Here is a 25,494-nt window from a genome sequence, read left to right on the forward strand (position 1 = left end):
GGAATATAAATAAAATGGGGAGTACCGGTGGCGGTGCTCCCCATTTTATATTTAATGATGGCATATTTAATGACGGCCCAGTTTTTTGAGCATGCGGGCATGTTCCCACAGGGCGCGTATAAAGGTAGGTTGAACCTGGTAAGGTATGTTAAAGGCTGCCGCCTGTTCTTTAACAATAGGCGCCAGTTTCCGGTAATGCACGTGGCAGATGCCGGAAAACAGGTGATGTTCTATCTGGTAGTTTAGTCCACCGATACACCAGGATAATACACGGCTGCGCGGTGCATAGTTGGTGGTGTTTTCCATTTCATGAATGGCCCAGCTGTCTTTCATTTTCCTGTCTGCATCGGGAGCGGCATACCCGGAAGAGCTCATAACATGCGCCGGCTGGAAGATACAGGCAAGCAGTAATCCGGCGGTGAAATGCATGAGGAAGAATCCTGCCAGCACCCAATACCAGGGCATTCCGGAAAATATTAACGGCAACACCAGGATATATCCGTAGTAAAATACTTTGAATACGGAGATCCTGAACATGGCCTGTTTTAACGTAACTTTTTGTTTTGAGAGCAGACCATGACTTTTATAGCGCAGTACCTGCAGGTAATCTTTTGCTGTCATCCAGAAAAGGGTCATGAGCATGTAAAAGCCCCATGCGTACATGTGCTGGTAACGGTGATACCAGGCGCGTGGCTGATTAGGGGAAAAGCGCAGCAGTTTAATACTGTCTATATCTTCATCCAGACCGGACACATTGGTATACGTGTGGTGGAGCACGTTGTGCTGTATTTTCCAGGTAGGCGCATATCCGCCAATAATTTCCAGGATATGTCCCATCATATTGTTGATGCTCTTTTTGGGAGAGAAGGAGCCGTGATTGGCGTCATGCATAATGGATGCGCCGATGCCTGTAACACCCAGACCACTGAGCAGCCACAAACCGAGGTACAGCCATACGCTTCCTGCGCCGAGGCCCACCACCATCAATGTATAGGGTACAAAATATAAGGCGAGCATTACGATCGTTTTAATCCACATTTCCCTGTTGGCATACACAGAGATGTTGTTAGCGGAAAAATAATCCTGTACTGCAGCCTTTGCAGATTCAATAAAGCTGTTGTTACCGCGCGAAGCAAAGCGCACTATATGCCATTCCTCTTTTTTCATATTATTATTTTAATCAGAAAACGTGTTGTGATACAGAAAACGAGCAGGAGGGGAGAAGTGCTGATCAGTGTATGTACCCGCAATTTACGACAAATGTTTTTAGCACGTGTTTAGCAGATTTCATCACTATCAAAAAAGGAAGTATATTCGGGTTTGCACATACATAATCTATATAACTGTCAATTATGGAACACCTGCTTACCGTTGACTCGCTCGTCAGCCTGTTAACGTTAACCGCCCTGGAAATAGTGTTGGGGATCGATAACATTGTGTTTATTTCTATCCTGGCGGGGAAACTGCCGGAAAATAAACAAAAGAAGGCCCGTCGCCTCGGGCTGGGACTTGCCATGTTTGTACGTATTTTATTGTTGCTGTCGATCAGCTGGATTATGTCGCTGATAAAACCGCTTTTTAATATCGGCGACTGGATTGGTGTGCAGAATACGGAGTGGCTTGGAAAGCTGGCCATTTCAGGTCGTGACCTTATTTTACTGGTAGGAGGTTTATTCCTTATTTATAAAAGTACTGCGGAGATCCATGAGAAACTGGAAGGAGATGAACACGGCGTCGCCAACGCCAAACCTATGAGGTTTGGACAGGTGATTGTGCAGATCCTGTTACTGGATATTGTGTTTTCGCTGGATTCGGTGATTACAGCGGTGGGAATGGCAGATCATGTTGAGATCATGATTGCTGCGGTAGTGGTATCAGTAGGCGTCATGCTGCTGGCATCAGAATCTATCAGCCGTTTTGTGAACACGCATCCTACGGTGAAAATGCTGGCATTGTCGTTCCTGTTGCTCATAGGCGTTTCGCTTTTAGCGGAAAGCTTTGATCAGCATATTCCGAAAGGGTATATTTATTTTGCGATGGCATTCTCTGTATTTATCGAGGTGCTGAACCTGAAGGTAAAATCGCGTTCCGAGAAACCGGTGAAGCTGCATAATGAGGCTGAAATGCCTCCGAAGGGGGAAATAAAATAACGTTATCATCTTCCAAAAAAATAAGAGAGAAAGATATAAAATTATACGGGTCATGAATTTTTATACACGGAAATGGGTAAAGCCGGAGGATCTGAATGCGCACGGCACTTTATTTGGCGGCAGTTTGCTGCGTTGGATCGATGAAGAAGCAGCTATTTATTCCATCATCCAGTTAGGCACCAACCGATGTGTAACCAAGTACATGTCTGAAATTAATTTTATCAATTCTGCCCGTCAGGGTGATATTGTGGAATTGGGTATTAAGGCCACGCATTTTGGCAGAACATCTCTTACACTTACCTGCCAGGTGCGGAATAAGATTACACAAAAAACCATTCTTACGGTGGATAAAATGGTATTTGTAAGTGTGGATGAACTGGGAAAGCCGGTTCCCCATGGCAGAACAGCCATTACGTATACCGATGAACGGTTGAGAGAAGAATAGTATTATATTTTCAGTCCGCCGAACATACTGAACAAAATAATCCCCAGCACCAACGTAGTAATAAACACATACAGCCTGTCTTTTTCCACGGCAAACGCTATCAGTGAAAAAAAGATGCGGAGGAGAGGTGTGGCCAACAGCACCAGTACACCCAGTTGTATAAACTCGGTGGCGCTGCCGGTAGCTACGCCGTGAAATATTCCCCGGAAAGAAGTGTATTCCGCGTCTTCTCCTTTAAAGTGCGAATAGTCCGGTACGCTGGCAGCGCCCTGTTGCACGAGGTAAAAGATGCCTCCCAGCAATGCAATGCAGCTGGCGGTAATTACCCCGGTTCTCAGTTGTTTACCGATGAGTAATTCGATATCGCGGTCGCCGAGCATTTTCTTAAATATATTCATAACATCCTCATTAAAACTGGTGATTTAATCCGTTATAGATCATTTCCAGCGCAACAAATGTGATGGCTGCGCAGAAGATGATCCGTAGCGTGCGTGCGTTGATGAAGGTAAGCAAACGGGCGCCGGTAAAGGCTCCGCCCAATACGCCCAGTACCACCGGGAAGGCCATACCGGGATCGATATAGCCCCGTTGAAGGTATACCACCGCACTGGCTGCGGCGGTAACGCCGATCATAAAATTGCTGGTAGTGGTACTTACTTTGAAAGGGATGCGCATGGTGCTATCCATGGCCAGTACTTTTAATGCACCTGATCCGATGCCCAGCAGGCCTGATAACATACCTGCTATCAGCATGATACTGAAGCCACCGGCTACATTTTTAAGTTTGTAACTCACTTCCCCGGTGGGTGTTGGATAGCTGCTGTTTAGTTTTAAGAGATAAGATAATTTACTGCCCGTTTGCTCCGCATGTTCATGCTTTTTCCGGATGGTCATAGCGGCGGAAAATATCAGCACTACCCCAAGCAAGATGGCAATAGTATTTACGGGAGTGAATATTGCCAGCAGCGCACCTCCCACCGCGCCCGCGGTGGTGGCTATTTCCAGGAACATGCCCAGGCGTATATTGGTAATGCCTTCTTTTATATACGCCGTGGCGGCGCCGGAAGAATTAGCAATAGAAGCCAGCAGGGCTGCACCGATGGCATACCGGATATCTACATGAAATACGAGTGTGAGTAATGGAATCAATATCACGCCGCCGCCCAAGCCGGTGAGGGAGCCTAAAAGCCCGGCCACGTAGGCGCCCGCCAGGAGTATTAAGCTAAAGATCAGGATATTCATCTGTTGATATTTAATAATTATTGTCCAGTATGTCTTCCATTACCTGCCGGGATAATTTGGCGTTGCCACTTTTAATGGCTTTGTATAATTGTTCATGCAGGTGGTGGCTGATGGCAAAGTGACTGATACTTTGCGTATCGCGTTTAGTGAAAAAGTCGCGGATTACAGCAGTGAAGCTGCGAAAGAGATCGGCCAGCACATTATTACCTGAAGCGTTTGCTATAGCGGTGTGAAAGGCGATGTCGGCATCCAGGCATTGCTGGTACTGTTGTTCCAGGATGGCCTTTTTGCGTTGTTCCAGTAATGATTTCAGCTGGTGGAGATCTTCTTTGGTATGGTTTTCTGCGGCCAGTTTCACCATTTCATAGTCGAGCATGCGCCTTACCTGGTTAATTTCTTCGAAGTCGGCTCGCCTGAGCCGCTGGTCCAGCGATTCCGCCTGCACGGTTTCATTAACAAACGTACCCGCGCCCTGCTGCACCCGCAGGATGCCCATCATGGCGAGTGTTTTAATGGCTTCACGAACGGTAGAGCGGCCTACCGCGTATTGTACCATCAGCTCGGGTTCTGCAGGTATTTTCTGGCCGGGTTTATATTTCCCCTGGGAGATATCTTTCTGGATGGCGTTGATCACGCGGTCCGACAATTTGGATGGTTGCTCCATAAATTTTCATTTACCCTACAAAGGTATGATGTTTAGTTAAACATCTGATGTCTTATTTTTTAATCATGATAATTTAGCCGGTTGCAGGGTACGGTGTGAAATTGTAAATTTAGCTTTGCCGTTTACTTTCCACGCGAGTTGGATTCCACGTGAAGAAATTATAATACAGTGGTTATTTGTTGCCATTCCGCGTTTAGTATCAGGAAAGAAAAGTTATCCCGCATATCTTAAAAAATTTATGACATGAGAAAAATAGTCCTGTTAGCAACGATCCTGGTGATCCCTTATTTATTTTCCCGGGCAGGAGCGCCGGTGGATAAGGCAGACGTAATTATTTATGGCGGCACTTCGGCCGCGATTGTGGCTGCGGTGCAGGCGCATAAAATGGGTAAGACGGTAATCGTGGTATCGCCGGATAAACATGTGGGCGGTCTTTCGGCCGGCGGACTTGGTTTTACCGATACCGGCAATAAATCAGTCATCGGGGGGCTGGCCCGCGACTTTTACCACCGCATCTGGCTGCACTACCAGCAACCTGCCGCCTGGAACTGGCAACAGCAGGCGGAGTATGGCAATAAAGGCCAGGGTACGCCGGCAATGGATGGTACGGAGCGCACCATGTGGATCTTTGAACCGCATGTAGCAGAACAGGTATTTGAAGATTATATCCGGGAGAATAATATTAAGATTTACCGCGACGAATGGCTGGATCGCCAGCAGGGCGTAAAAAAGGAAGGAGGAAAGATAACGGCGATTACTACCCTGAGCGGGCATACCTATAGCGGTAAAGTATTTATTGATGCCACCTATGAAGGCGACCTGATGGCGGCTGCCGGCGTAAGCTACACGGTAGGACGCGAAGCAGTAGCCACTTATGGCGAAAGCTGGAACGGCGTGCAAACCGGTGTGTTACATCACGGGCATCATTTCAAGCAAAACATTAGTCCGTACCGCATTCCCGGCGATGCGAAAAGCGGGTTGCTGCCCCGTGTTTCCGGCGAAGACCCCGGTGAAAAAGGAGCGGCAGATAAAAAGATCCAGGCATATTGTTTCCGTATGTGCCTGACCGACAAACCTGCCAACCGCATTCCTTTTCCAAAGCCGGAAGGATATGATGCTGCGCAATATGAATTACTTACCCGTGTGCTGGACAGCGGCTGGAATGAAGTATTCAATAAGTTTGATCCGATCCCCAACCATAAAACAGATGTGAACAATCACGGTCCTTTTAGTTTTGATAACATTGGCATGAACTACGATTATCCTGAAGCTACGTATGAACGCCGGAAGGAGATTATCCATGAGCATGAAGTGTATCAGCAGGGCTTATTATATTTCCTTGCACACGATGCCCGTGTGCCGGCCGCTATTCAGCAACGCATGCAAACATGGGGATTGTCGGCCGATGAATTCCGTGACAACAAGAACTGGCCGCACCAGTTGTATGTGCGCGAGGCAAGGCGGATGAAAGGCATGCATGTGATGACGCAGCAATCGGTACTTGGGGAAACTCCTGTACCCCAATCGATCGGTATGGGCTCCTATACCCTGGATGCGCATAATGCGCAACGTTATGTGAAAAAAGACGGGTATGTGCAGAATGAAGGCGACATCGGTGTGGATATTAAGGAGCCTTACCAGGTATCTTACGGATCCATACTTCCGCAGCGGGAAGAGTGCAGTAACCTACTGGTGCCGGTATGTATGTCCGCGTCACATATTGCCTATGGCTCTATCCGGATGGAGCCGGTGTTTATGATCCTGGGTCAGAGTGCTGCCACGGCGGCGGTATTGGCCATTAACGGAAACAAGGCGGTACAGGAAGTGGATTATGCGCAGTTGAAGGCACAACTGGAGAAAGACCATCAGCGCTTATCAGCACGATAGCTTACTATTTCAATGGCCATCCATGCCGCAGCGGGCAGAAGCAAAGCGGCATGGATGGCACAATGATTGCGGCTGCTGCGGTATGAAAAAAGCTATGATACCTACTATTTGCCGGGCTATTGGCCTGGGTATTGTTACAGGAATGCGCGGCGCGATGGGCCCCGCTTTTGCCAGTTATTTTGTTAGCCGGCAACCTTCGGAAAAGCTGCGTAAGTCGCCTTTGGGGTTTATGCAAAAAAACGTGACTTCCCGCTATTTACAAACCATGGCCGCCGGGGAACTGGTGATAGATAAAGCACCGGGTACACCAAATCGTATAGCCGCTACCGGTATTACGGGCAGGGCGCTTTCCGGTGCATTGGCAGGAGCTACTATATACCAGGCGCGAGGTGAGAAAGCCTGGAAAGGGGCGTTGATTGGCGGCGTGGCAGCAGTAGCCGCAGCCTATGCATTTTTCTATTTACGCAAGGCTACCGGCAGGAAACTACACGTAAGGGATGCAGCAGTAGGCGGATTGGAAGACGCTGTGGCAGTGGGTATCGCGGCATTGTCTATCAGGAGGAAAAGATAAATACTTGTTTTCATAGAGAAAAAAACTACATTTGCATCCCCATTGAACAATGCCTAATAGTATAATGGTAGTACGACAGATTTTGGTTCTGTTTGTCTAGGTTCGAATCCTGGTTGGGCAACAATAATTGAAAGCCGCTACAATTTGTAGCGGCTTTTTTATGTTTGGGATTACGGTGATATGATCACATGGTTTTTAGAGCGGGCTTTTTTTATTCAGAAAGGTTGAGTAGCTTGAGTTAAATTTAGCCCAATAGTTTGATGCGTATATCCCTGTATTTTTTTTGTATCATAGTTTTTAACCTGATAACCAATCAATTATTTGGCCAGGCCAGTTTCACTGCGCCGGATACCGTTTGTGTAAATATGCCCGTCAACATAACTAACACTTCTGTTGGAGGAAATACTTTTCTATGGAATTTCTGTTCAGGCGGGTTATATAATCCACCACAGGTTACAAATCTGGGAAATATTGGAGGGCTAATGAATTTACCTGTGTTTTTGGTGACTGCGAAAGAGGGGGCTAACTACTATGCTTTTTACACCAATAACATTGGTAATTTGGTGAGGCTATCGTTTGGTACCAGTCTGCTGAATACGCCGGTTTCACAAAATCTTGGAACTTTTGGAGGATTGCTGACCAATACTACCGAAGGATTGCAGGTGGTGAAAGATGCTACTGGCTGGCATATAATAATAGTAGGAGGCAATGATCCCAGCACGGCAAAAATCGTAAAACTGGATTTAGGTAACTCACTGGCTAACGCGGTGACTGGCCAGACAGATTGGGGAAATATAGGTTCGCTGAATTACCCGGTTGACTTGTATATCACACAGGAAAATGGAAACTGGTACGGATTTACAGTAAATTATTATAACAATACGGTTACCAGGTTTGAATTTGGTACTTCATTCAGTAATATACCGGTGGCTACTAATTTTGGTAATCTTGGTGTAATGGATCATCCCACCGGCATTTTTGCCATGAAAGAAAACGGAGAGTGGCATTTGTTTGTTACCAATGAAGGATCTTCCTCCATTACCAGGCTGGATTTGGGTACTTCCCTTTCCAATACTCCCACCGGGATAAATCTTGGTAATCCCGACAATGTACTGAATAGTCCCCGCGATCTGTCCCTCATCCATGATTGTGGTAATATATTCGCGCTTGCAGTAAACAGGGGAGACAACAGTATGGTAAGAATTGATTTCAAAGATGGAATCAATAGCCAGCTGCCGTTCGGATTAACCGGAACATCCATCGCCGCCAATGGAAATTTCAGTTTCCCCCATTCGATTTCTACCGTTTTCCGGGAAGGAAACAACCTGTATGCTTTTATTACCAATGCCTATAACAATACCTTGTCCAGGCTGGTATTCAGTAATTGTAATAATTCCAGCATTCCCTCTGCCAATACAAAACAGCCTCCGGTGTTCTCCTATAACCAGCCCGGTACCTACACCATTAATCTGCTAAAGGATGAATTTACGCTAACAGAAAGCGCCTTTTGTAAAAATATAGTAGTATTGCCAGTGCCGGTAGTCAATCTGAGTGCCGACAAATTAGTGTGTGACGGCACAGTGGTAGAGTTAGATGGCGGCGCCGGATTTTCTTCCTATAAATGGAATACCGGTGAAACCAGCCAGAAAATTTCAGTTGATCAACCCGGTGTTTATGAAGTGGAAGTAAGTAACGGGGGATGCACCGCGAAAGACCAGGTACAGGTAGACGTTTATAAGATAGCTGTTAGCGGCACTATTACAGATATTGATTGTAATGAGAAGCAGGGCGCAATAAAACTGGCCGCCACCGGAGGAACAGCCCCTTATACATTTTCCATTGATGGCGCCACTCCGGGAACAGACCCTCTTTTTGATCAATTGCAACAGGGTAGTTATACTTTTAAGGTAACGGATAAAAACGGTTGTGCTACTACCAGCACCTTAGCGGTTAATATAGCGGAAGACAGACTACTCAAAACAACAGCTTCCTCCACACCACCCACCTGCAATGGCACAACAGACGGCACTATTACCATAAATGTACAAAAAGGAGTACCGCCTTTTGAGTATGCTATCAAGGGGCAACCTTTTCAATCGCAACCTGTTTTAACGGACATGGCTCCCGGTAATTACATGGTGTATACCCGCAACGGGATTTGTTTGGATAGTGCCTACCTGGAGATAGTGGCTCCCGGGGTAATAGATTTGAAGGTACTGACAGAGGATGACCTTTGCGACAGGAAGATAGGAAAGGTACTAACTGACATAAAAGGCGGCACACCTCCATATGATTTGTACTGGGAGGGTATGCAAACAACGGCTCCTATTGAAAACTTAGGCGCCGGCAGTTATGATTTAAAGATCCTGGATGTTAATAAATGCAGTATGGACACCATCATCAACCTGGTGAATAATATATATCCGCGTGTGCAGATCCTTAATAACGATATAGCCATAAATATGGGAGAAACGATTTCGCTTACTGCGGTAAATGCGCCCGATTATGAATGGACGCCCGCGGAAAGTTTAAGTTGTGCTACCTGCCCCAATCCAATTGCAATGCCTTTACAGAATACCACCTACATTGTAACCACCAAAACAGGGCTGAATTGCATTAAATCAGATACCTTGAATGTAACAGTATCCAATATAAGAACCTTATACGTTCCCAATGCCTTTACACCTAATAATGACGGAATAAATGATGTTTTCAGGCCAAGAATAAATGGAGTAGCCAAATATCACCTGGCCGTTTATAACCGCTGGGGTGAAATGATATTTGAAACGAATAATACCAAAACTGGTTGGGATGGGCGTTACAAAAGTATATTGCAGCCAATAGGTGCATATGTATATTTTATTCAGTATTCGTATTATGGTTTTGAAAACCAAATGCTTCTGCAAAAAGGCGCCTTTACGCTTTTGAAATAGTCCGCATAATTAAAAATGCCCCAGCCGGCGCGAAATAACCACTCATCTTTTTTGCCCAAAGCATAATCATTTAAACTCTATATTTACCCCGGGATTCCGCCTTCACCATAAAAAATAAATATCAGCCATGCCGGCCATAGAGGGGCAAACAGATGAAGAATTGTTGTTGTTGCTGCAGTCGGGTAATGAACAGGCGCTCACCCTGTTGTATAAGCGGCACTGGGAACCGCTGTTCTTGTCGGCCTACCAGGTGCTGAAAGATAAAGAAGCCTGTAAAGACCTGGTACAGGAGCTGTTTACAGAGCTGTGGCAAAAGTCCCATCGCATTCAATTAACCGTTTCCCTGAAAGCTTATCTTTCTGCCAGCATCCGTTACAAGGTATTCCGGTATATCCGGCAAAACCCGGTGAGAGAGGAGTTGTTTGATCATATGATGGAGCGGATGGAAGCTGCTTCGCCGGAAAGTAAGCTCGCCGTAAAAGAGCTGCAATCCCTGCTGAATACCCTGATAGACACCTTGCCGGAGAAATGCCGGATCATATTCCGGATGAGCCGGGACCAACATCTTTCCCACAAAGAGATCGCCACACAGCTGAATGTTTCGGTGAAAACCGTTGAAAACCAGATCAATATTGCCATCCGTAAGTTGCGGTCCGCCCTGGGCTATGCTTTGCTGCTTCTCCTGCTTGTTAATAAATAATTTTTTGCCCTGCTTTGGGGGTAGGCCTTGTTTTTTGTCACTAGTGATAAAATACCCGGTATGAACAGACAGGAGTTTTTTTCATTGATAGATAAATGGATGGACGGATCGGCGAGCACGGAGGAGATGCAATCATTAATGAATTACTATCACAGCTTCAAGGCTACCACCGAATGGGATGAAGCGCAGCTTGGCGCTAAAGCCCTGCTGGAGGCAGAAATGGAGCAGCAGCTATTATTGCGCATCAGAACCTCGCAGCCGGAAACAGCGCCGGTAAAACGCATCTGGTGGGCTAAGGTGGCCGCGGCAGCAGCCGTTGTGCTGGTGCTGATAGCCACCGGCTGGTGGTATTTCCAGCGCCCCCCGGTGCAAACGTCCGCTCATTCCCAACAGCAATTAGTAGCCACTAAAGCCGGAGAACATAAAAAGATGCTCCTGCCCGATAGTAGCATTGTTTGGCTTAGCCCGGCCTCCCGGCTGGAATATACGGATGCTTTCGGGAAAGAACGTCGTGAACTTACACTAAGTGGCGAAGCCTTTTTTGAGGTAGCTACCAATGCGGCGCAGCCTTTTATTATTCACAGCGGACGTGTAGATACGCGGGTGTTGGGCACTTCCTTTAACATCCGGGCATTTGATGCGCAGCCGGATGTGGCGGTAACGGTGTTAACGGGTAAAGTGGCGGTAGGCAACGCAGATAGCGCGGTGCATGTATCTCCCAGCGAGCGGGCAGTGTTTAGCAAGGCAACGGGGAAGATCACGAAGGAAGACGGGGTAGCCACCGGCAATTTATTGAGCCGACGCGAGGGCATCCTGAAATACGACCGGGCGGGCCTGCGTGAAGTAGCAGCCGAGCTGGGATATTATTACAATGTAAAAATTGAGATCACAGGAGATATTTCCAACTGTTTTTATTTCGGGGAATTTAATACCAACGGCACTTTGGAGAAAGCGTTGCGGCAGCTGTGCCTGTCGCTCAATGCTACCCTGGAGCACAACGGTACTACCTACATCATCAGGAAGGATAAGGAATGCTGAACGTTATGAAATAAACCACCAACCTATGCATAAAGAAGCGCCACCTACATAAAAAGAACCTCCCTTGCGGGAGGCTGAAAGTTAAGTCTTAACGCTAGTATGCCACACTGGCCTGGTAACCGATGGCAGCTAGTTTTTACTCAACCTTAATCTACGTAAAAGTATGAAAAAATGTGTACCTGTAATAGGCATGCTAATGAAAATGTCATTGTGTATTGTAGTCGTTGTATGTAGTACCACACTAACATTGCTGGCCAAGCATACCGAAGCTCAACTGCTTGAAAAAAGAATTACGCTGAAAGTGGAAGGAGGAGCATTGCATGATGCCCTGGATGAGATAGGCGCCAGCGCCAATCTTTCTTTCAGCTATGCGGTTAACAAAGAGATCTTTAACAGCGTGGTAACTATCCGGGCAAAGCACCAGAAAGTAGGCAATGTGCTAAAAGAGCTACTGGCGCCGTTTTCCCTGGAATATTTTATAGCAGATGATAAAGTGATCATCCGCCGCAGCAATGAAATGCTGGCGAATATGCTGCTGGACGCTGATGCCGGCCTGATGTACAAAGACATCCGCGGGAAGGTGGTGAATGAAAAAGATGAACCCCTGCCCGGTGTATCTGTTCGTGTAAAAGATGCTTCCATGGCAGCGGTTACCGATGAAAAAGGAGAATACGTGCTGAAAGGCATCCCTGAAAACGCGGTGCTCATCGTATCTTTTATGGGATATAATACCCAGGAGATAGCCAGCGGTAAGGACATCCAGCTCCGTATCGTACTCACGGAAGACACCAAAAAGCTCGGTGAAATTGTAGTAGTAGGTTATGGCTCCCAGAAAAGGGCCAGTCTTACCAGCGCGGTATCCTCTGTAAAAGGCGCCGCAGTAGCGGAAAGGCCCGTGCCTAACGTGGTAAACGCCTTACAGGGACAAGTACCTGGTTTGTTTATACAACAAACCGATGGTATGCCCGGCACCAACAACAACAAACTGAATATCCGCGGTATCAGCACTTTATCCAGCAACCCCGTGCTGGTGCTGATTGACGGCGTGGCCGGTCAGCTGGAAACCGTAAATCCCCAGGACATCGATAACATCAGTATTCTGAAAGATGCTTCTGCCACCGCTATTTATGGTGCGCGAGCCTCCGGCGGGGTAATACTCGTTACCACCCGCAAAGGTAAACTGAACAGCAAGCCTTCGCTCGCATACGATGCTTACGCAGGCGTACAGCAGCCTACCTATCTCCCAAAACTGGTAGACGCGGTATCCTTTATGCGCAAATGGAATGAATCCCAGCTGAACGATAATCCCGATGCCACCGTGCGTTTTTCTGACGCCAATATCCAGCAATACGCCAGCGGCGAATTGCCCAGCACCGACTGGATCAGTACCATCTTCAAAGAAAACGCACTCCAGATGCAACATAACGTTGGCATCTCCGGAGGAACAAAAAATACAGATTACTTTGTATCACTGGGATACCTGAAACAGGAAGGACTGGTAGAAGGCGTCATGAACGAGCGCTTTACCTCCAGGGTAAACGTGAATACTCAGATATTGGATAACCTGAAGTTTGGGATCAATACCGTGTATATGAATGCCCCTAAAAGCTTTGCAGGCGCCGGTATTTACACTACCGCCATGCACTGGGCGTATATTTTAAACCCTACAGAATGGGCGTATACACCGCAGGGCCGCGACAGAAGCTACCGCGGTGGTTCCCAGCCGGTGGCAATTATCAATCACGGCGGGTTTGAAAATTACAAAGACAATTACTTTAATACCAACCTGACCCTGGATTACGGCATTGCTAAAAACCTGTCGGTAAAAGGACAGTATTCTTATAACAGCCGCGATATCAAGCATAAAATTTTCAGGGCTACCTACAAGCTGTATGATGACGAGGAGAACCTCGTTACCACCCAGCAATCGCCCAATTCACTGAACGACGATTATAATACCACTATTAACCAAACCTTTATTGGTACGCTTAATTATGGATTACAGGTAAAGCAGCACGACTTTAAAGCCCTGCTGGGATACAGCCAGGAAAGCCTGAAATATGACTCCTATTCCCTGGGCCGCCAGGATTTTCTGAATAATGATATTCACGTCATCAACGGCGGCAGTATGGAAAAGGACCAGTGGACTACCGGCGGCGGTGCATATGAATGGGCGATCCAGTCGATGTTCGGACGGTTGTCTTACAGCTTTAAAGACCGCTACCTGCTGGAAGTAAACGGCCGGTACGACGGATCTTCCCGTTTCAAGAATAACCGCTGGGGATTCTTCCCTTCTGTTTCTGCCGGCTGGAGAATTTCGGAAGAAGATTTCCTGAAAGGGTCTGATATTGTAAGCAACCTGAAACTGCGTGGCTCTTACGGTAAAGTAGGTAACCAGAATGCAACGGGAACGGATACACGTGGTATCTATTCCTGGGCCAGCCTGATAGGTACCGGCGCTTCTTATTTCAACGATAAGGCGCAAACCACTACCTACTATAACAATACCGCTAACCCGGATCTTACCTGGGAAGAAAAAGTAACCGGCAACATCGGGGTGGATGCAGGATTCTTAGATGAGAAAATTACCCTTACCGCTGATGTTTTTAAAGAGAAGACCACCGGGATTTTATTAACGCCCAGTGTGCCGTCGACCTTTGGCCGTGATGCCCCCGTAATGAACCTGGGGCGCATGAGCAACTGGGGATGGGAAGTATCTGCCGGCTACCAGAACCGCGATAATAAGCTGAAGTATGGCGTAATGGTGAATATCTACGATTCCCGCAACAAGATCCTCGACCTGGGCGGCACACCGGATGTATTGCAGGAAAACCCTGTCATGGTGGGTCAGTCGCGGTGGACCTGGTACGGCTATAAAGCGCTTAGCCTGTATCAGTCCGACGAGGAAGTGAAAGCATCGCCTACCTATAAGCCGCAGAATAAAGCCGGCGATATCAAATACCAGGACACCAACGGCGATGGAAAAATTACCCCGGAAGACCGTGTAATACTGGGTGATGCAGACCCGCATGTGATGTTTGGCGTGAACGCCAATTTTTCCTGGAAGCAGTTTGACCTGAGCATGTTATTCCAGGGGGTGCTGAAAAACAAAACCTATCTCACCGGCTATGCCGTGAGCCCGTTCAACTACGGCGGTTCCTTTACCACCGACCTGATGGACTCCTGGACACCGGAGAATAAAGGCGCCCGCTATCCATTGATGCGTCAGGACCTGAGCGTGAACTACGATCTTTCCGACTGGTGGCTGTATGATTCAAAATATGTACGTTTAAAGAACCTGCAACTGGGATATAATGTGCCCACGCATATTTTGCAGCGTGCGAAGATTGGCCAGCTCCGTTTTTATTTCATGATGGAAAATGCGCTGACGCTGAAGTCGAAACGTTTCCCGAAAAACTTTGACCCGGAAATCGACAACTGGCAGTCGGGTGTAAACTTCCCGCAAATGAAGACGTACACCTTTGGTTTGAACCTGAAATTCTGATGACGCTATCACTGCAAAACAACAACAACATGAAACGACTACACATCTTCACTATATTATGCGCCTGCTGCCTTTTGGCTGCCTGCTCTAAAAATTTCCTCGACCGTGCGCCGCTGGATCAATACTCTGATGTCACCTACTGGACCACTGAATCGGATGCGGTGAAGTTTGCTTCCAGGGTATATGAGTTCCTTCCTTCCGCCGACTTTTTTGTTTGCTATGAAGGAATGAGCGACAACGCTTTTTCCAAAACGGCTTCCTGGGGAAATACCCTTCGCAATGCACAGCTGATTGGCAACAGCACTTTTGTAGCCACCACCGGTAATCTTGGCGACGAATGGAAATACGACCAGGTGAGGCATTGCCTCGAATTCCTGGATCGTGTGAACAAAGTACCTGATATGAACGAGGGGTTGAAGAAAAGATTAAAAGCAGAAGTGAAGGTATCGCTGGCTTACCGCTATTTTATAATGGCTACGCTTTTCAGGGATGTGCCTTTGGTGACAAAAGTATTTGCTACTCCCGCGGAGTCGGATGTGCCGCAGGACAAGAAAGCCCTGGTGATTGCCCAGGCCATCAAATGGCTGGATGAAGCTGCGCCGGACCTGCCGCCATCTTACACTGGTGATGATAAAGGACGCTTTACACAAGGCGCCGCCTGGGGACTGAAAGCGCGTGTACTCTTATATACCGGCGATTATGCAGGCGCTGCTGCGGAAGCAAAGAAGGTAATTGACAGCAAGGTGTATTCCCTGTATCCTGATTATTATAACCTGTTTCAGCAGGAGGGAGATTATTCTGCTGAAAGCATCATCAGTTATATCCACGTAAAAGAGTTACGCCCCAATGGCCTGCGTGATATTGCCGGTGTGAATTCCGTTTCAGGAGGTACGCTTTACCTGAATCCATTGCCTTCGCTGGTAGATGATTATGAAAGCGCTGCCGGTTATTATCCTTACACCAAAGACCCTGCCTATGATGTGCACGCACCGTGGAAGAACCGCGATCCGCGTTTAAACGCTACTATTTATTACCCGGGCAGCACACTGGCAAATGCCAAGATGTATGATCCTATTAACAGTACGCTGGATAAAATAGGCGGTGATAAAGCAACATACACCGGCTACGCCTTTAAGAAGATCTTCGATAAAACGGAGCTGGAATCGCGCGATAACGGTGGCAACGACTGGAAGATCCTTCGTTATGCAGAAGTTTTGCTTACGTATGCAGAAGCAGCTAACGAAGCTACCGGGCCATCTGCAGATATTACCAATGCGCTGAATGAAATCAGGCGCCGTGCCGGCATGCCCGATGTAGCTGCCACTTTTGCCCTCAACGGATGGAGTATGAGCAAGGAAACACTGCGTACTTTTATCCGTCATGAGCGCCGGATAGAGCTGGCTGGTGAAGGACACCGCTACTTCGATATCCTGCGCTGGAGGATTGGCCAGCAGGCATTGAACGGGCCTATCTACACTATAGATGCGTCTGCCGGTTTAACGGATATTCCTGCCACTGGCGGCAAAACAAATAAGTATCCTAAAACAAAGCTGGAAGACCGGCATTTTACTACGAATAAATTTTATGTATGGCCAATACCACAGGGCATACTGGATCAGGGCCGCAAATTGGCGCAACAACCTGAATGGAAGTAGGTACTTTTTATTTTTTGATATTTTAACTCATTAGCTTGTGAAAAAGAATCAGGTTATCAGCATTTTGGCAGCAGCACTGTTACTTATAACGGGGCGGGCAGGAGCGCAGCAAACGCCGTCGCTGACTGCATTGCAGCAGCAGTTTGTAGATCTGCGTTTCGGTATGTTTATCCATTTCAATATTCCTACTTTTATGGATGATGACTGGGCCGATCCGGAAGCCTCGCCGGCTATTTTTAATCCAAAGAAATTGGATTGTAATCAGTGGGCGGAAGCAGCCAAATCAGCGAACATGTCGTATGGTTGTTTAACTACAAAGCACCACAGCGGTTTTGCCATCTGGGATACCAAAACAACTCCTTACAACGTGATGAACAGCCCGTTGAAAAGGGATGTGGTAAAAGAGTATACCACTGCTTTCCGTGCGAAAGGACTGAAGGTGATGCTGTATTATTCCATCCTGGATACGCATCATAAAATCAGGCCGGGGCAAATTACGAAGGAGCATATTAAGATGATCAAAGCGCAGCTCACTGAACTGCTCACTAATTATGGCGACATTACGGCGTTGATCATCGACGGCTGGGACGCGCCGTGGTCGAGGATTTCCTATGATGATGTTCCTTTTGAGGAAATTTACGGCCTGATCAAAAGGCTGCAGCCCAAATGCCTCGTGATGGATTTGAATGCGGCCAAGTACCCTGCGGAGGCTTTGTTTTATACCGATATCAAATCCTACGAACAGGGTGCGGGTCAGCATATCTCCACTGATAATAACCGTTTACCGGCGCTGTCCTGTTTGCCTATCAATACTGCCTGGTTCTGGAAAGCTGATTTCCCTACTACGCCGGTGAAGAGTGTGGACAGACTGGTAAATGAGAACATTGTTCCTTTCAATAAAGCATGGTGTAATTTCATTTTAAACGTAGCGCCCAACCGGGATGGATTGATTGACAACAATGCGCTGGAAACATTAAAGCAAGTGGGCAAACAATGGAAAAATGACGGGCCGGTAGCGGCGTTACCTGCGTATGCATCTCCCATTATTTCTCCTAATATTGCCAAGCACCAGGCGGCCAATTCCAGCTGGAGCAGTGATATGAACATCATGGATTTTGCAAACGACGATAGTTTCAGAAGCACGTGGCAGTCGAACCCCGCGGTGAAGCAGCCCTGGTTTGAAGTGGAATTCGACCGGCAGCAGGGTTTTAACATGATTGTGATTACGGAAGATAAAGTGCGTCTTAAGCAATACAGGCTGGAGTATAATGAGAACGGGGAGTGGAAGCCATTGCCGTCGGCAGGGGAGAATGCGGGGCGTGTGAGGATTCACCGTTTTCCGCGTGTGTGGGGTAATAAAGTAAGGATACTGATAGACGGTTACGCTGAAACGCCTGCGATTGCAGAGTTTGGCGTGTATAACGAGAAACGGTAATAATGGATGTTGTCCGCAGACTTTGTTCCTGGAGATAATTTCCAGGAACAAAGTCTGCGGATTTTTTATTTTTTCTCTTCATGATATTCCTGTTCTGTGTTGATAGACCATATATTTGATTTGGTGACGATGCCGTTTGAAATATTATCTACTGCTACCATGGCGGTGAGCATAGAGTGGTCGGAGTTATTATATTTGTGCATACCGTTGCGGCCAACCAGGAACAGGTTTTCGAAGGTATCTATATAACTTTTCAGTTCTTCGAAGCGGGCATAGGTGCCCCAGTAGGCAGGATATGTTTTTTCCATTCTGAGTACGGTGGCGTCCAGCACATCTGCCTGTTGGGCCAGTCCTATTTTACAAAGTTCTGTGATGGCTGTTTGGCGGATTTGTTCGTCTGTCAGTTCCCAGAAGTCGTCTCCTTTATTACAGAAGTATTCCATTCCCACCCAGGTGGTGTCAGGGTCTTTCACCATGTAGGGGCTCCAGTTGTTGAATAATTGCAGCCGTCCTACTTTCACATCTTTTTCCTGGATATAGATCCAGGTGTCTTTCAGTTCCAGTGGTTTGTGTTCGCCGGTTTTTTTATCCGCGAAGCTGAGGTTTTTTAACAGGATACCGATGGTGATAAAGTCGCGGTAATGTAACCCTGCCGCGATTTCCCTAACATTACCCGGTACATTTGCTTCCAGGTCGGCTACCAGTTCTTTGATGGGCATGGTAGAAAAGAAGTAGTCGCCTTCCAGGAGCACTACTTCACCGGTGGTGCGGTCCAGCGCTTCGATGGCCGTGATGTTATTACCGGAGGTATGGATCTTTTTCACATCGTGCTGCATGAGCACCGTGCCGCCTTTGTTGATCACCTGGTGGGCTACTTCTTCCCAAAGCTGGCCGGGACCATGTTTAGGGTACAGGAATTGTTCGATCAGGCTGGTTTCTACATTTTTTTGTTTCAGGTCTTTTGGCTTTCCTGCTTCGATAGCTGATTTTACCGCATGCGAAATTGCTTTGCCGATGGAGATGCCTTTGATCCTTTGTGCGCCCCATTCTGCAGAAATGGCTTTGCAGGAAACGCCCCACACTTTTTCTGTATAGTCTTTGAAGAAGAGGTGATAAAGGGTAAGACCAAAACGGTTTACCATGAAGTCTTCCAGCGATTTTTCATCTTTCCTGGGAAAGATCTGTGCCCACAGGTATGATACCATGATGCTGATGGTGGTGGAGAAGCCCAGTTTGCGGAGGGTATCTACTGACAGCTGAATAGGGTAGGTAAAGAATTTATGCAGGAAGTAGATGCGTGACAGGCGTTTCCTTACGAGCATGATGAGGTCGGGGTCGGGAGCTACCAGGGTATCGGTGTTATTGCTGTTGCGGGCGGCTTTTACTTCTCTTGTTTTTTGCTGATAGCTGATAGAGAATATTTCCGCGGCTTCTTTGTCCAGCGGCATCATGTTCATCCACCAGTCCATTACGCGGTCTGATTTGGAGAAGAAGCGGTGGCCTCCGATATCGATGCGGTTACCTTTATAGTTTACCGTTTTGGAGATGCCGCCGATGTCTGTGCTTTTTTCCAGTACAATAGGGAGGATACTGGTGCGCTGTAGTAGTTCATAGGCAGCAGTGAGCCCTGCAGGGCCAGCGCCAATGATGATAGCTTTCTTTTGCATGAGCGAATGAGGTTATTGAATAAATGGTTCTGAGGTGAGCTGTTGTGAATTACCTGTCGGAAATTACCTGCCGGAGAGGCATTCCCCGGGCAAAGAAATGGTGGAAGCTGTTTGTTAGTGGCATAGTAGAAAAAATGGTTTTACGACAGGTATTTCCGGGCAAGGGAATTACCTGTTTTTTTTGAGGGTGTATATTATATGGGTTAGCAGCAGATAATGAGGGCTGCCCGCACTATACAAGTATAGACGATGTTACTGAAATGCGACGGCAGCAATAAAGGTTAGCGGTTCAGAATTTCCATTTATAAAAATTTACGGGCGCGTGTTTTCCTTCGCTGATGGTAACATAGCCGCTGTTGTCGGGAAGGATGGTAATGCCTTCGCCTTGTTTCTCGGTTACATAAGGCAGTTCTTTTGCAGGTTTTGACATGGCCTGTTCCACGCTTTCATTGGTATTGCGGTGCCAGTAGTAAACGGTGGTGAGGGTTTTAATAACGATGTGATGGCCGTCTTTGGAGATATCGCCGGAGGTGATCCAGGTGTAGGGGAGTTTTATTAATTTCTCGAGGGTAGCTTTATCGCCGTCTTTGAAGAACAGCTGGCTGGTTTTATACAGGCTTATTTCTTTTTCTCTTTTGCTGAGGATATAAATTTGTTTGCTGATGGGATCAATCATGAGCGACTCTGCATCGCGGGGGCTGTTGGGGTAGTGCAGCGTGAGCACATCGGGGGTAACTTCCACGTGTGCCGCGGGCAGTTTATCGGGTTCCTGGAACCGGTAAATGCGGATATGATTCCGGATGCCGGAGTTATCGCCGATATCGCCAACATATACATAGTGCTTGCCTTTTTCGGGGCCTATACCTTCCGCGATATCTTCCCAGTCGCGGTTCCCTGCATCAGTGAGTTTCACGGTGCTGATCAGCGCCGCTTTACTGTTGAGCAGGTATACTTCTGGTTTATTGCCACTGTCGTTATGCGTCCAGTAGCAGCCTTTCAGGGTGGAGCTGGAGGCGATGCCGGAGGCTTCTTTGATTTTGTCGGAAGACAGGGAGCCGAGCGCTACCGGGGCTACGGTTTGTGCCACGGTGGTGATAGAGGACAGGAGCATGAGTATATAGATAGTGATATAACGCATGCGTTAAATTACGGAAAACTGGGGAAATATTGCGTGTATGCGGTGGGGTGGCTTCGGGGATACGGTGTATATACAGTATACACGCGGTGTACACGGATGGGAGGTGGACTTGAAGCGGATTTTGTCTTAACCAGGATTACGCTGATTATGTTGATTAGTTTTTTGATTGTTTTTTGTTTTTGATTTGATTTTTGATTTGATTTTTATGATTTTTTTTGATTGTTGGTAGTTGGATAGGGGATTTTTGATTTTTTTTGGGAGATGTGTTACAGGGGCGCATGGCGGCTCCATGGAACGATGGCTCCGGGGGGTAAAGGGGATTGTTTATTGATGGTTTGTTTAGGCTTGGGGATTCATTCCCGTTGCTGTTTATGGATGGTATGGAATGCAGGAGAGGTGAGTATTTTTTCCTTACGGAGCGATGGTGCGTAGGGTAATACTTTCCTGACGTCCGGTATGTGTTGTTTCCTTTTGGGAGTTTCTTTTTTAGTTTCCGGTGTGCCGATGAAAAGGATATCTGCGGCCATAAAGCGGCGGTCCCTGGTGAGATCGGCTCCTTTCCGGGCGGTTAACTGCAATACGATGAATAGTATGCCTTTTCCGGGGATAGAGGCATCCAGTTCTGCTCCACTGAAGGGCGCGTTGATATCCACTTTTATGGTGGTGGAATGCTGCCGGGTGATCCGCCGTTCCACGAAGCTGATTCGTGTGGCAATTACTGTTATTTCGAGGTGTGTAAGGGCGTCTTGCGGCGGTAGTGTTTGGGCGGGTATTTTCAACCTCCCGTTTTGTATGACCGGCTGCTAGGGGAAGAACTTATCGATTCCCGTGTGTTTGTTGAACCGGAAGCCCTCTATTTGTTTCCACTGATCTTTTCCGGCGGTAATCAATGCTTTGTTGAAGCGGTTCACGAGGGAGCCGTCGCGGTTGATTTCCAGTTGAGGCGTAAAGGCCTGCCGGATAAGCTTTGCTTTCCTGCTGGCGATCCCGAAATTACGGGATGCCTGCCGCGTGGCGGCAGTTTGTTTTACAGTGACCGGCATGGTGCGTACAAATAGCTCCCATTTCTCCGGTAACCGATCACATTATCCAACTTACCGGTGAATTGGAATAACCCAGATTGTTTTGCCATATCGATTTGTTTTTCTACTGAAAATACGAAGAAAAAGCGAAAAAGGAGCTTCCCCCTGCTATTGACATTAAGAGATTAATATGCTATTTTGTATAGTATATCTTAACCAAAATCTAACCTCTATTCAATGAAAAAATTCTTCACTATCCTATTAGTGTGCTGTACCTTTTCCTTATCCTCCTTTGCGCAAACAGGTATTATTACCGGCAAGGTAACAGGGGAAAAAGGGGAAAGCCTGCCCGGCGTGAGCGTACAGATAAAGAACACTAATAAAGGCACCTCCACAGACACCGATGGCAATTTCCGGCTGGACGCCGGCAATACGGATGTGACACTGGTTTTCCGGCTGGTGGGCTATCTTACAACAGAAGTAAATACCGGCGGGAAGGGCAGCATTACCGTTACACTAAAACAGGACACCCGGAACCTGGACCAGGTGGTGGTTACTGCGTTGGGTATCTCCCGTAAAGAAAGAGCAGTAGGTTATTCTGTACAGGAAGTAAAAGGCAGCAACCTTACACTTACCAAAGAACAGAATGTGCTGGGCTCCCTGGCGGGTAAAATAGCCGGCGTGCAGGTAGTAGGTGCATCCGGCGCCAGTATGGGCGGCACGCAGAAAATAAAGCTCCGGGGAATTAACTCCATCAACGGGCAGGAAGAGCCGTTGATAGTAGTAGATGGAACGCCCATTTCCAATAATAACTTTGCGGGCAGAAACGGTCCGGATCTGGGAAACCTGGCGCAGGACATTAACCCCGAAGACATTGAGTCCGTGAATGTGCTGAAAGGTCCGGCTGCTTCTGCGTTATATGGATTGAGGGGACAGTATGGCGTGATCCTGATCACCACCCGGCAAGGCGGCCGTAAGGGAAACAGAAAAGTGAACGTGGATGTTAACTCCGCTTTTTCTGTGGAAAAAGCCGGCAACTTTATGCCGTTGCAGAACATCTATGGCGCAGGCAGCAGCCAGCAATTCAGTACTATTACCGTGAACGGGCAGGAGCAGTTGGTGGCTTCCGGCACAGATGAAAGCTGGGGCCCAAAAATGGATGGAACACCGGTGAGGCAAATGTATAGTTTCTATCCTGCTGATCCCGATTATGGCAAGCTGACGCCGTTTAGTCCGCATCCCGATAATATCAAGGATTATTTTGTAACGGGTACCACTTTTAATAACAACATCAGCATGTCTGGTGGCGGTGAAAATACCACTTTCCGGTTGTCGTTCAATCATACGGATATCAAAGGTATTGAGCCTAATACCTATCTCAAAAGAAATAACCTGGGCTTCAATGGCTCGCTGAACCTGACGCCGAAACTAACGGTGACTACCAGCTTCAATTACGCCAACAATAAAGGCTTGCGCCCGGCCCAGGGATATTACCAGGGTTCGCGCAACTTTTATCAGTGGTTTGAGCGGTCGCTGGATATGAACCGGTTAAAGCAGTATAAATATCCTGACGGTACTTTTTATCACTGGAATCATGAAGATATTGATGATCCTGATTTCCTGAAGAAGCCGGGCAGCGACTGGAACAACCCTTATTTTGAAGCATACGAGAATCTTAATCACGATACGCGCGACCGCTTCTTTGGTAATGTAGGACTAAGCTATGATGTATTACCGGGCCTGAAAGTAAGCGGCGCCGTGAGAGGTGATATGTATACGCAGAGCATTGATCAGCGCAAGGCTTACGGGGGCAGGGATATCAATGAATACTACGAAGCGAAATTTGAGAATAAGGAAATGAATTACGAGCTATTGGCGCAGTATAATAAAACATTTGATAAACTAAGTTTTAATGCCAACGTGGGCGGTAACCTGCTTACGCAGCGTTATAACGGCATCCAGGGAAGAACGCAGGGTGGTTTATCTGTTGTTAATTTCTATAATCTTTCCGCGTCCATCGACCGGCCGGATGTATCCAATTATCTTCGCAGGAAGGAGGTGCGCAGTGCGTTTGCAGCTGTTTCGTTTGGCTATGATAACATTTATTACCTGGATGCCACGGTACGTAATGATATTTCTTCCGCTTTGCCGGCAGGTAATAATTCTTATTGGTACCCATCTGTTTCTTTTAGTATGGTATTTAGTGAGTTGCTGCAATGGGAGCCGCTCTCTTATGGAAAGGTCCGTATCAGTTTAGCGAAGGCCGGATCAGACCTGGACCCTTACCAGATCTATGAATCTTATATATTGGAAGCGCCGTATAAAGGACGTGACGATAACACCTACCTCCCCATGCACCTGCCTACCACGCTTAATAACCCGGAGATCAGGCCATCGCTGGGTAACTCCTTTGAAACAGGGTTAGACCTGAAGGTGCTGAAAAACCGTTTAGGGCTTGCATTTACTTATTATAACCAGCAGAATATTGACCAGGTGCTGAGCATACCTGTGTCGGGTGCTATTGGTTATGAGAATACAATCATTAATGCCGGTAAGATCCAGAATAAAGGCGTGGAGCTGAGTTTGACTGCCATGCCTGTACAAACAAAAGTGTTCAACTGGAATTCCACGCTGAATGTGAGCAGGAACAGGAGCCTGGTAAAGGAATTGTATCCCGGTATAAATACCCTGCAGCTGGATGTGAATACCTATTCGCGGGTAAGCGTTTACCTGAATGCGGATGTAAACGCTGCATTTGGCACCCTGGTAGGGAATGCTTACCGGCGGGATGCTAAAACGGGTAAAATATTACTGGATGCGGCCAATTTACCGATGTTTGAAGAGAACCACAATTTTGGCAGCGTGGTACCGGATTTCACCGGCGGCTGGCTGAATAGTTTCCGTATCGGCCGGTTTGATGTATCGGCGATGATTGATTTCCAGTCGGGCGGACAATTTTTCAGCTGGACAAAAATGCTGAGTGTTAAATCCGGCCAGGCAGAAGAAACAGCAGCCATTAATGATAAAGGAAAGAATGTGCGTGATCCGCTGGCAGATGGCGGCGGTGTGAAAGTAAATGGTATTTCCAGTGTAACAGGGGAGGAGGTGACTGCTTATGTAGACGCAAAATCGTATTACCGTACGGTGCTGGGCACATCGGTATATGAAGAATGGTTGTATGATGCCAGCTATATTAAAATGAGGGAACTCCGTGTAGGCTATACGTTTAGTCGTGAGGTGCACCGGAAAATGCCTTTCAACAGCATTAATGTAGCGCTTATTGCACGTAATCCTTTTATGATTTACCAGCAGGCGCCGAAAGGGCTTGATCCTTCCGAGCTTTCCACCGGGCGGTCGTCTATCAGCTGGCTGGAAACAGGTCAGTTAGCCACCACCCGCTCTTTTGGCATTAATCTTAACATTTCGCTGTAAACCCAGACTA

At 47.3% G+C, this 25,494-nt stretch carries 19 protein-coding genes and 1 tRNA gene; 12 read left to right on the forward strand and 8 right to left on the reverse strand.

The features are described 5' to 3' along the window. Positions 1 to 66: 66 nt before the first annotated feature. On the reverse strand, positions 67 to 1,167 hold the full coding sequence (locus tag QFZ48_RS16115; RefSeq protein ID WP_370912216.1) for a fatty acid desaturase family protein: 1,101 nt from the start codon (positions 1,165 to 1,167) through the stop codon (positions 67 to 69). Positions 1,168 to 1,352: 185 nt separating this feature from the next. Between QFZ48_RS16115 and QFZ48_RS16120 the strand changes: the two genes are divergently transcribed. Then, the gene (locus QFZ48_RS16120; RefSeq protein WP_429062987.1) at positions 1,353 to 2,150 is read left to right on the forward strand and encodes a TerC family protein; all 798 of its coding nucleotides are present in this window, start codon (positions 1,353 to 1,355) and stop codon (positions 2,148 to 2,150) included. Between the two features lie 52 nt (positions 2,151 to 2,202). Further along, positions 2,203 to 2,595: an acyl-CoA thioesterase gene (locus QFZ48_RS16125; protein ID WP_370912218.1), complete on the forward strand. Its 393-nt coding sequence runs from the start codon at positions 2,203 to 2,205 to the stop codon at positions 2,593 to 2,595. A 2-nt stretch (positions 2,596 to 2,597) separates the two neighbouring features. Here the strand turns inward: QFZ48_RS16125 and QFZ48_RS16130 are convergent, their stop codons facing one another. From QFZ48_RS16130 to QFZ48_RS16140, 3 genes are read right to left on the reverse strand one after another with little or no spacing between them, the layout of a single operon-like run. Further along, entirely contained in the window at positions 2,598 to 2,993 is a 396-nt protein-coding gene (locus QFZ48_RS16130; RefSeq protein ID WP_429062988.1) for a DUF1634 domain-containing protein, read from the reverse strand. A 10-nt stretch (positions 2,994 to 3,003) separates the two neighbouring features. Continuing rightward, positions 3,004 to 3,837, reverse strand: coding sequence for a sulfite exporter TauE/SafE family protein (locus QFZ48_RS16135; protein ID WP_429062989.1), 834 nt, complete (start codon positions 3,835 to 3,837; stop codon positions 3,004 to 3,006). A gap of 10 nt (positions 3,838 to 3,847) precedes the next feature. Then, the gene (locus QFZ48_RS16140; protein WP_429051096.1) at positions 3,848 to 4,501 is read right to left on the reverse strand and encodes a FadR/GntR family transcriptional regulator; all 654 of its coding nucleotides are present in this window, start codon (positions 4,499 to 4,501) and stop codon (positions 3,848 to 3,850) included. Positions 4,502 to 4,744: 243 nt separating this feature from the next. Between QFZ48_RS16140 and QFZ48_RS16145 the strand changes: the two genes are divergently transcribed. The 9 genes from QFZ48_RS16145 to QFZ48_RS16185 all read left to right on the forward strand — a co-directional run bounded on the left by QFZ48_RS16145 (position 4,745) and on the right by QFZ48_RS16185 (position 18,225). Next, positions 4,745 to 6,388 (forward strand): FAD-dependent oxidoreductase, encoded by a 1,644-nt coding sequence (locus QFZ48_RS16145; RefSeq protein WP_429062990.1) that lies wholly within the window; start codon positions 4,745 to 4,747, stop codon positions 6,386 to 6,388. An 82-nt stretch (positions 6,389 to 6,470) separates the two neighbouring features. Next, complete coding sequence (locus QFZ48_RS16150) at positions 6,471 to 6,959, forward strand: DUF4126 family protein (protein WP_429062991.1); 489 nt, start codon at positions 6,471 to 6,473, stop codon at positions 6,957 to 6,959. A gap of 50 nt (positions 6,960 to 7,009) precedes the next feature. Further along, positions 7,010 to 7,080: transfer RNA gene (locus QFZ48_RS16155), tRNA-Gln, on the forward strand. 361 nt (positions 7,081 to 7,441) lie between these two features. After that, positions 7,442 to 9,892 carry a gliding motility-associated C-terminal domain-containing protein gene (locus tag QFZ48_RS16160; RefSeq protein WP_429062992.1) on the forward strand — a complete coding sequence of 817 codons (2,451 nt, stop codon included), beginning with the start codon at positions 7,442 to 7,444 and terminating at the stop codon, positions 9,890 to 9,892. 127 nt (positions 9,893 to 10,019) lie between these two features. Beyond that, complete coding sequence (locus QFZ48_RS16165) at positions 10,020 to 10,592, forward strand: RNA polymerase sigma-70 factor (RefSeq protein WP_429051089.1); 573 nt, start codon at positions 10,020 to 10,022, stop codon at positions 10,590 to 10,592. A gap of 60 nt (positions 10,593 to 10,652) precedes the next feature. Next, entirely contained in the window at positions 10,653 to 11,630 is a 978-nt protein-coding gene (locus QFZ48_RS16170) for a FecR family protein (RefSeq protein ID WP_429051087.1), read from the forward strand. Positions 11,631 to 11,793: 163 nt separating this feature from the next. Continuing rightward, on the forward strand, positions 11,794 to 15,135 hold the full coding sequence (locus tag QFZ48_RS16175; protein ID WP_429062993.1) for a SusC/RagA family TonB-linked outer membrane protein: 3,342 nt from the start codon (positions 11,794 to 11,796) through the stop codon (positions 15,133 to 15,135). A gap of 29 nt (positions 15,136 to 15,164) precedes the next feature. Beyond that, entirely contained in the window at positions 15,165 to 16,790 is a 1,626-nt protein-coding gene (locus tag QFZ48_RS16180; protein WP_429062994.1) for a RagB/SusD family nutrient uptake outer membrane protein, read from the forward strand. Between the two features lie 37 nt (positions 16,791 to 16,827). Next, positions 16,828 to 18,225: an alpha-L-fucosidase gene (locus QFZ48_RS16185; protein ID WP_429051083.1), complete on the forward strand. Its 1,398-nt coding sequence runs from the start codon at positions 16,828 to 16,830 to the stop codon at positions 18,223 to 18,225. Positions 18,226 to 18,290: 65 nt separating this feature from the next. On the opposite strand, the gene QFZ48_RS16190 is transcribed toward QFZ48_RS16185, so the two are convergent. The 4 genes from QFZ48_RS16190 to QFZ48_RS16205 form a co-directional block, all read right to left on the reverse strand. Next, positions 18,291 to 19,892: an NAD(P)/FAD-dependent oxidoreductase gene (locus tag QFZ48_RS16190; RefSeq protein ID WP_429051081.1), complete on the reverse strand. Its 1,602-nt coding sequence runs from the start codon at positions 19,890 to 19,892 to the stop codon at positions 18,291 to 18,293. A 289-nt stretch (positions 19,893 to 20,181) separates the two neighbouring features. Beyond that, complete coding sequence (locus tag QFZ48_RS16195) at positions 20,182 to 21,030, reverse strand: hypothetical protein (protein ID WP_429051079.1); 849 nt, start codon at positions 21,028 to 21,030, stop codon at positions 20,182 to 20,184. Positions 21,031 to 21,383: 353 nt separating this feature from the next. Beyond that, on the reverse strand, positions 21,384 to 21,809 hold the full coding sequence (locus QFZ48_RS16200) for a hypothetical protein (protein ID WP_429062995.1): 426 nt from the start codon (positions 21,807 to 21,809) through the stop codon (positions 21,384 to 21,386). Positions 21,810 to 21,833: 24 nt separating this feature from the next. After that, entirely contained in the window at positions 21,834 to 22,073 is a 240-nt protein-coding gene (locus QFZ48_RS16205) for a hypothetical protein (protein WP_429062996.1), read from the reverse strand. A gap of 216 nt (positions 22,074 to 22,289) precedes the next feature. Here QFZ48_RS16205 and QFZ48_RS16210 point away from each other — a divergent pair, with 216 nt between their 5' ends. Beyond that, positions 22,290 to 25,484 (forward strand): SusC/RagA family TonB-linked outer membrane protein, encoded by a 3,195-nt coding sequence (locus QFZ48_RS16210; protein ID WP_429062997.1) that lies wholly within the window; start codon positions 22,290 to 22,292, stop codon positions 25,482 to 25,484. Positions 25,485 to 25,494: the final 10 nt, after the last annotated feature.

The organism is Chitinophaga sp. W2I13 (assembly GCF_050434005.1).
GTDB lineage: Bacteria > Bacteroidota > Bacteroidia > Chitinophagales > Chitinophagaceae > Chitinophaga.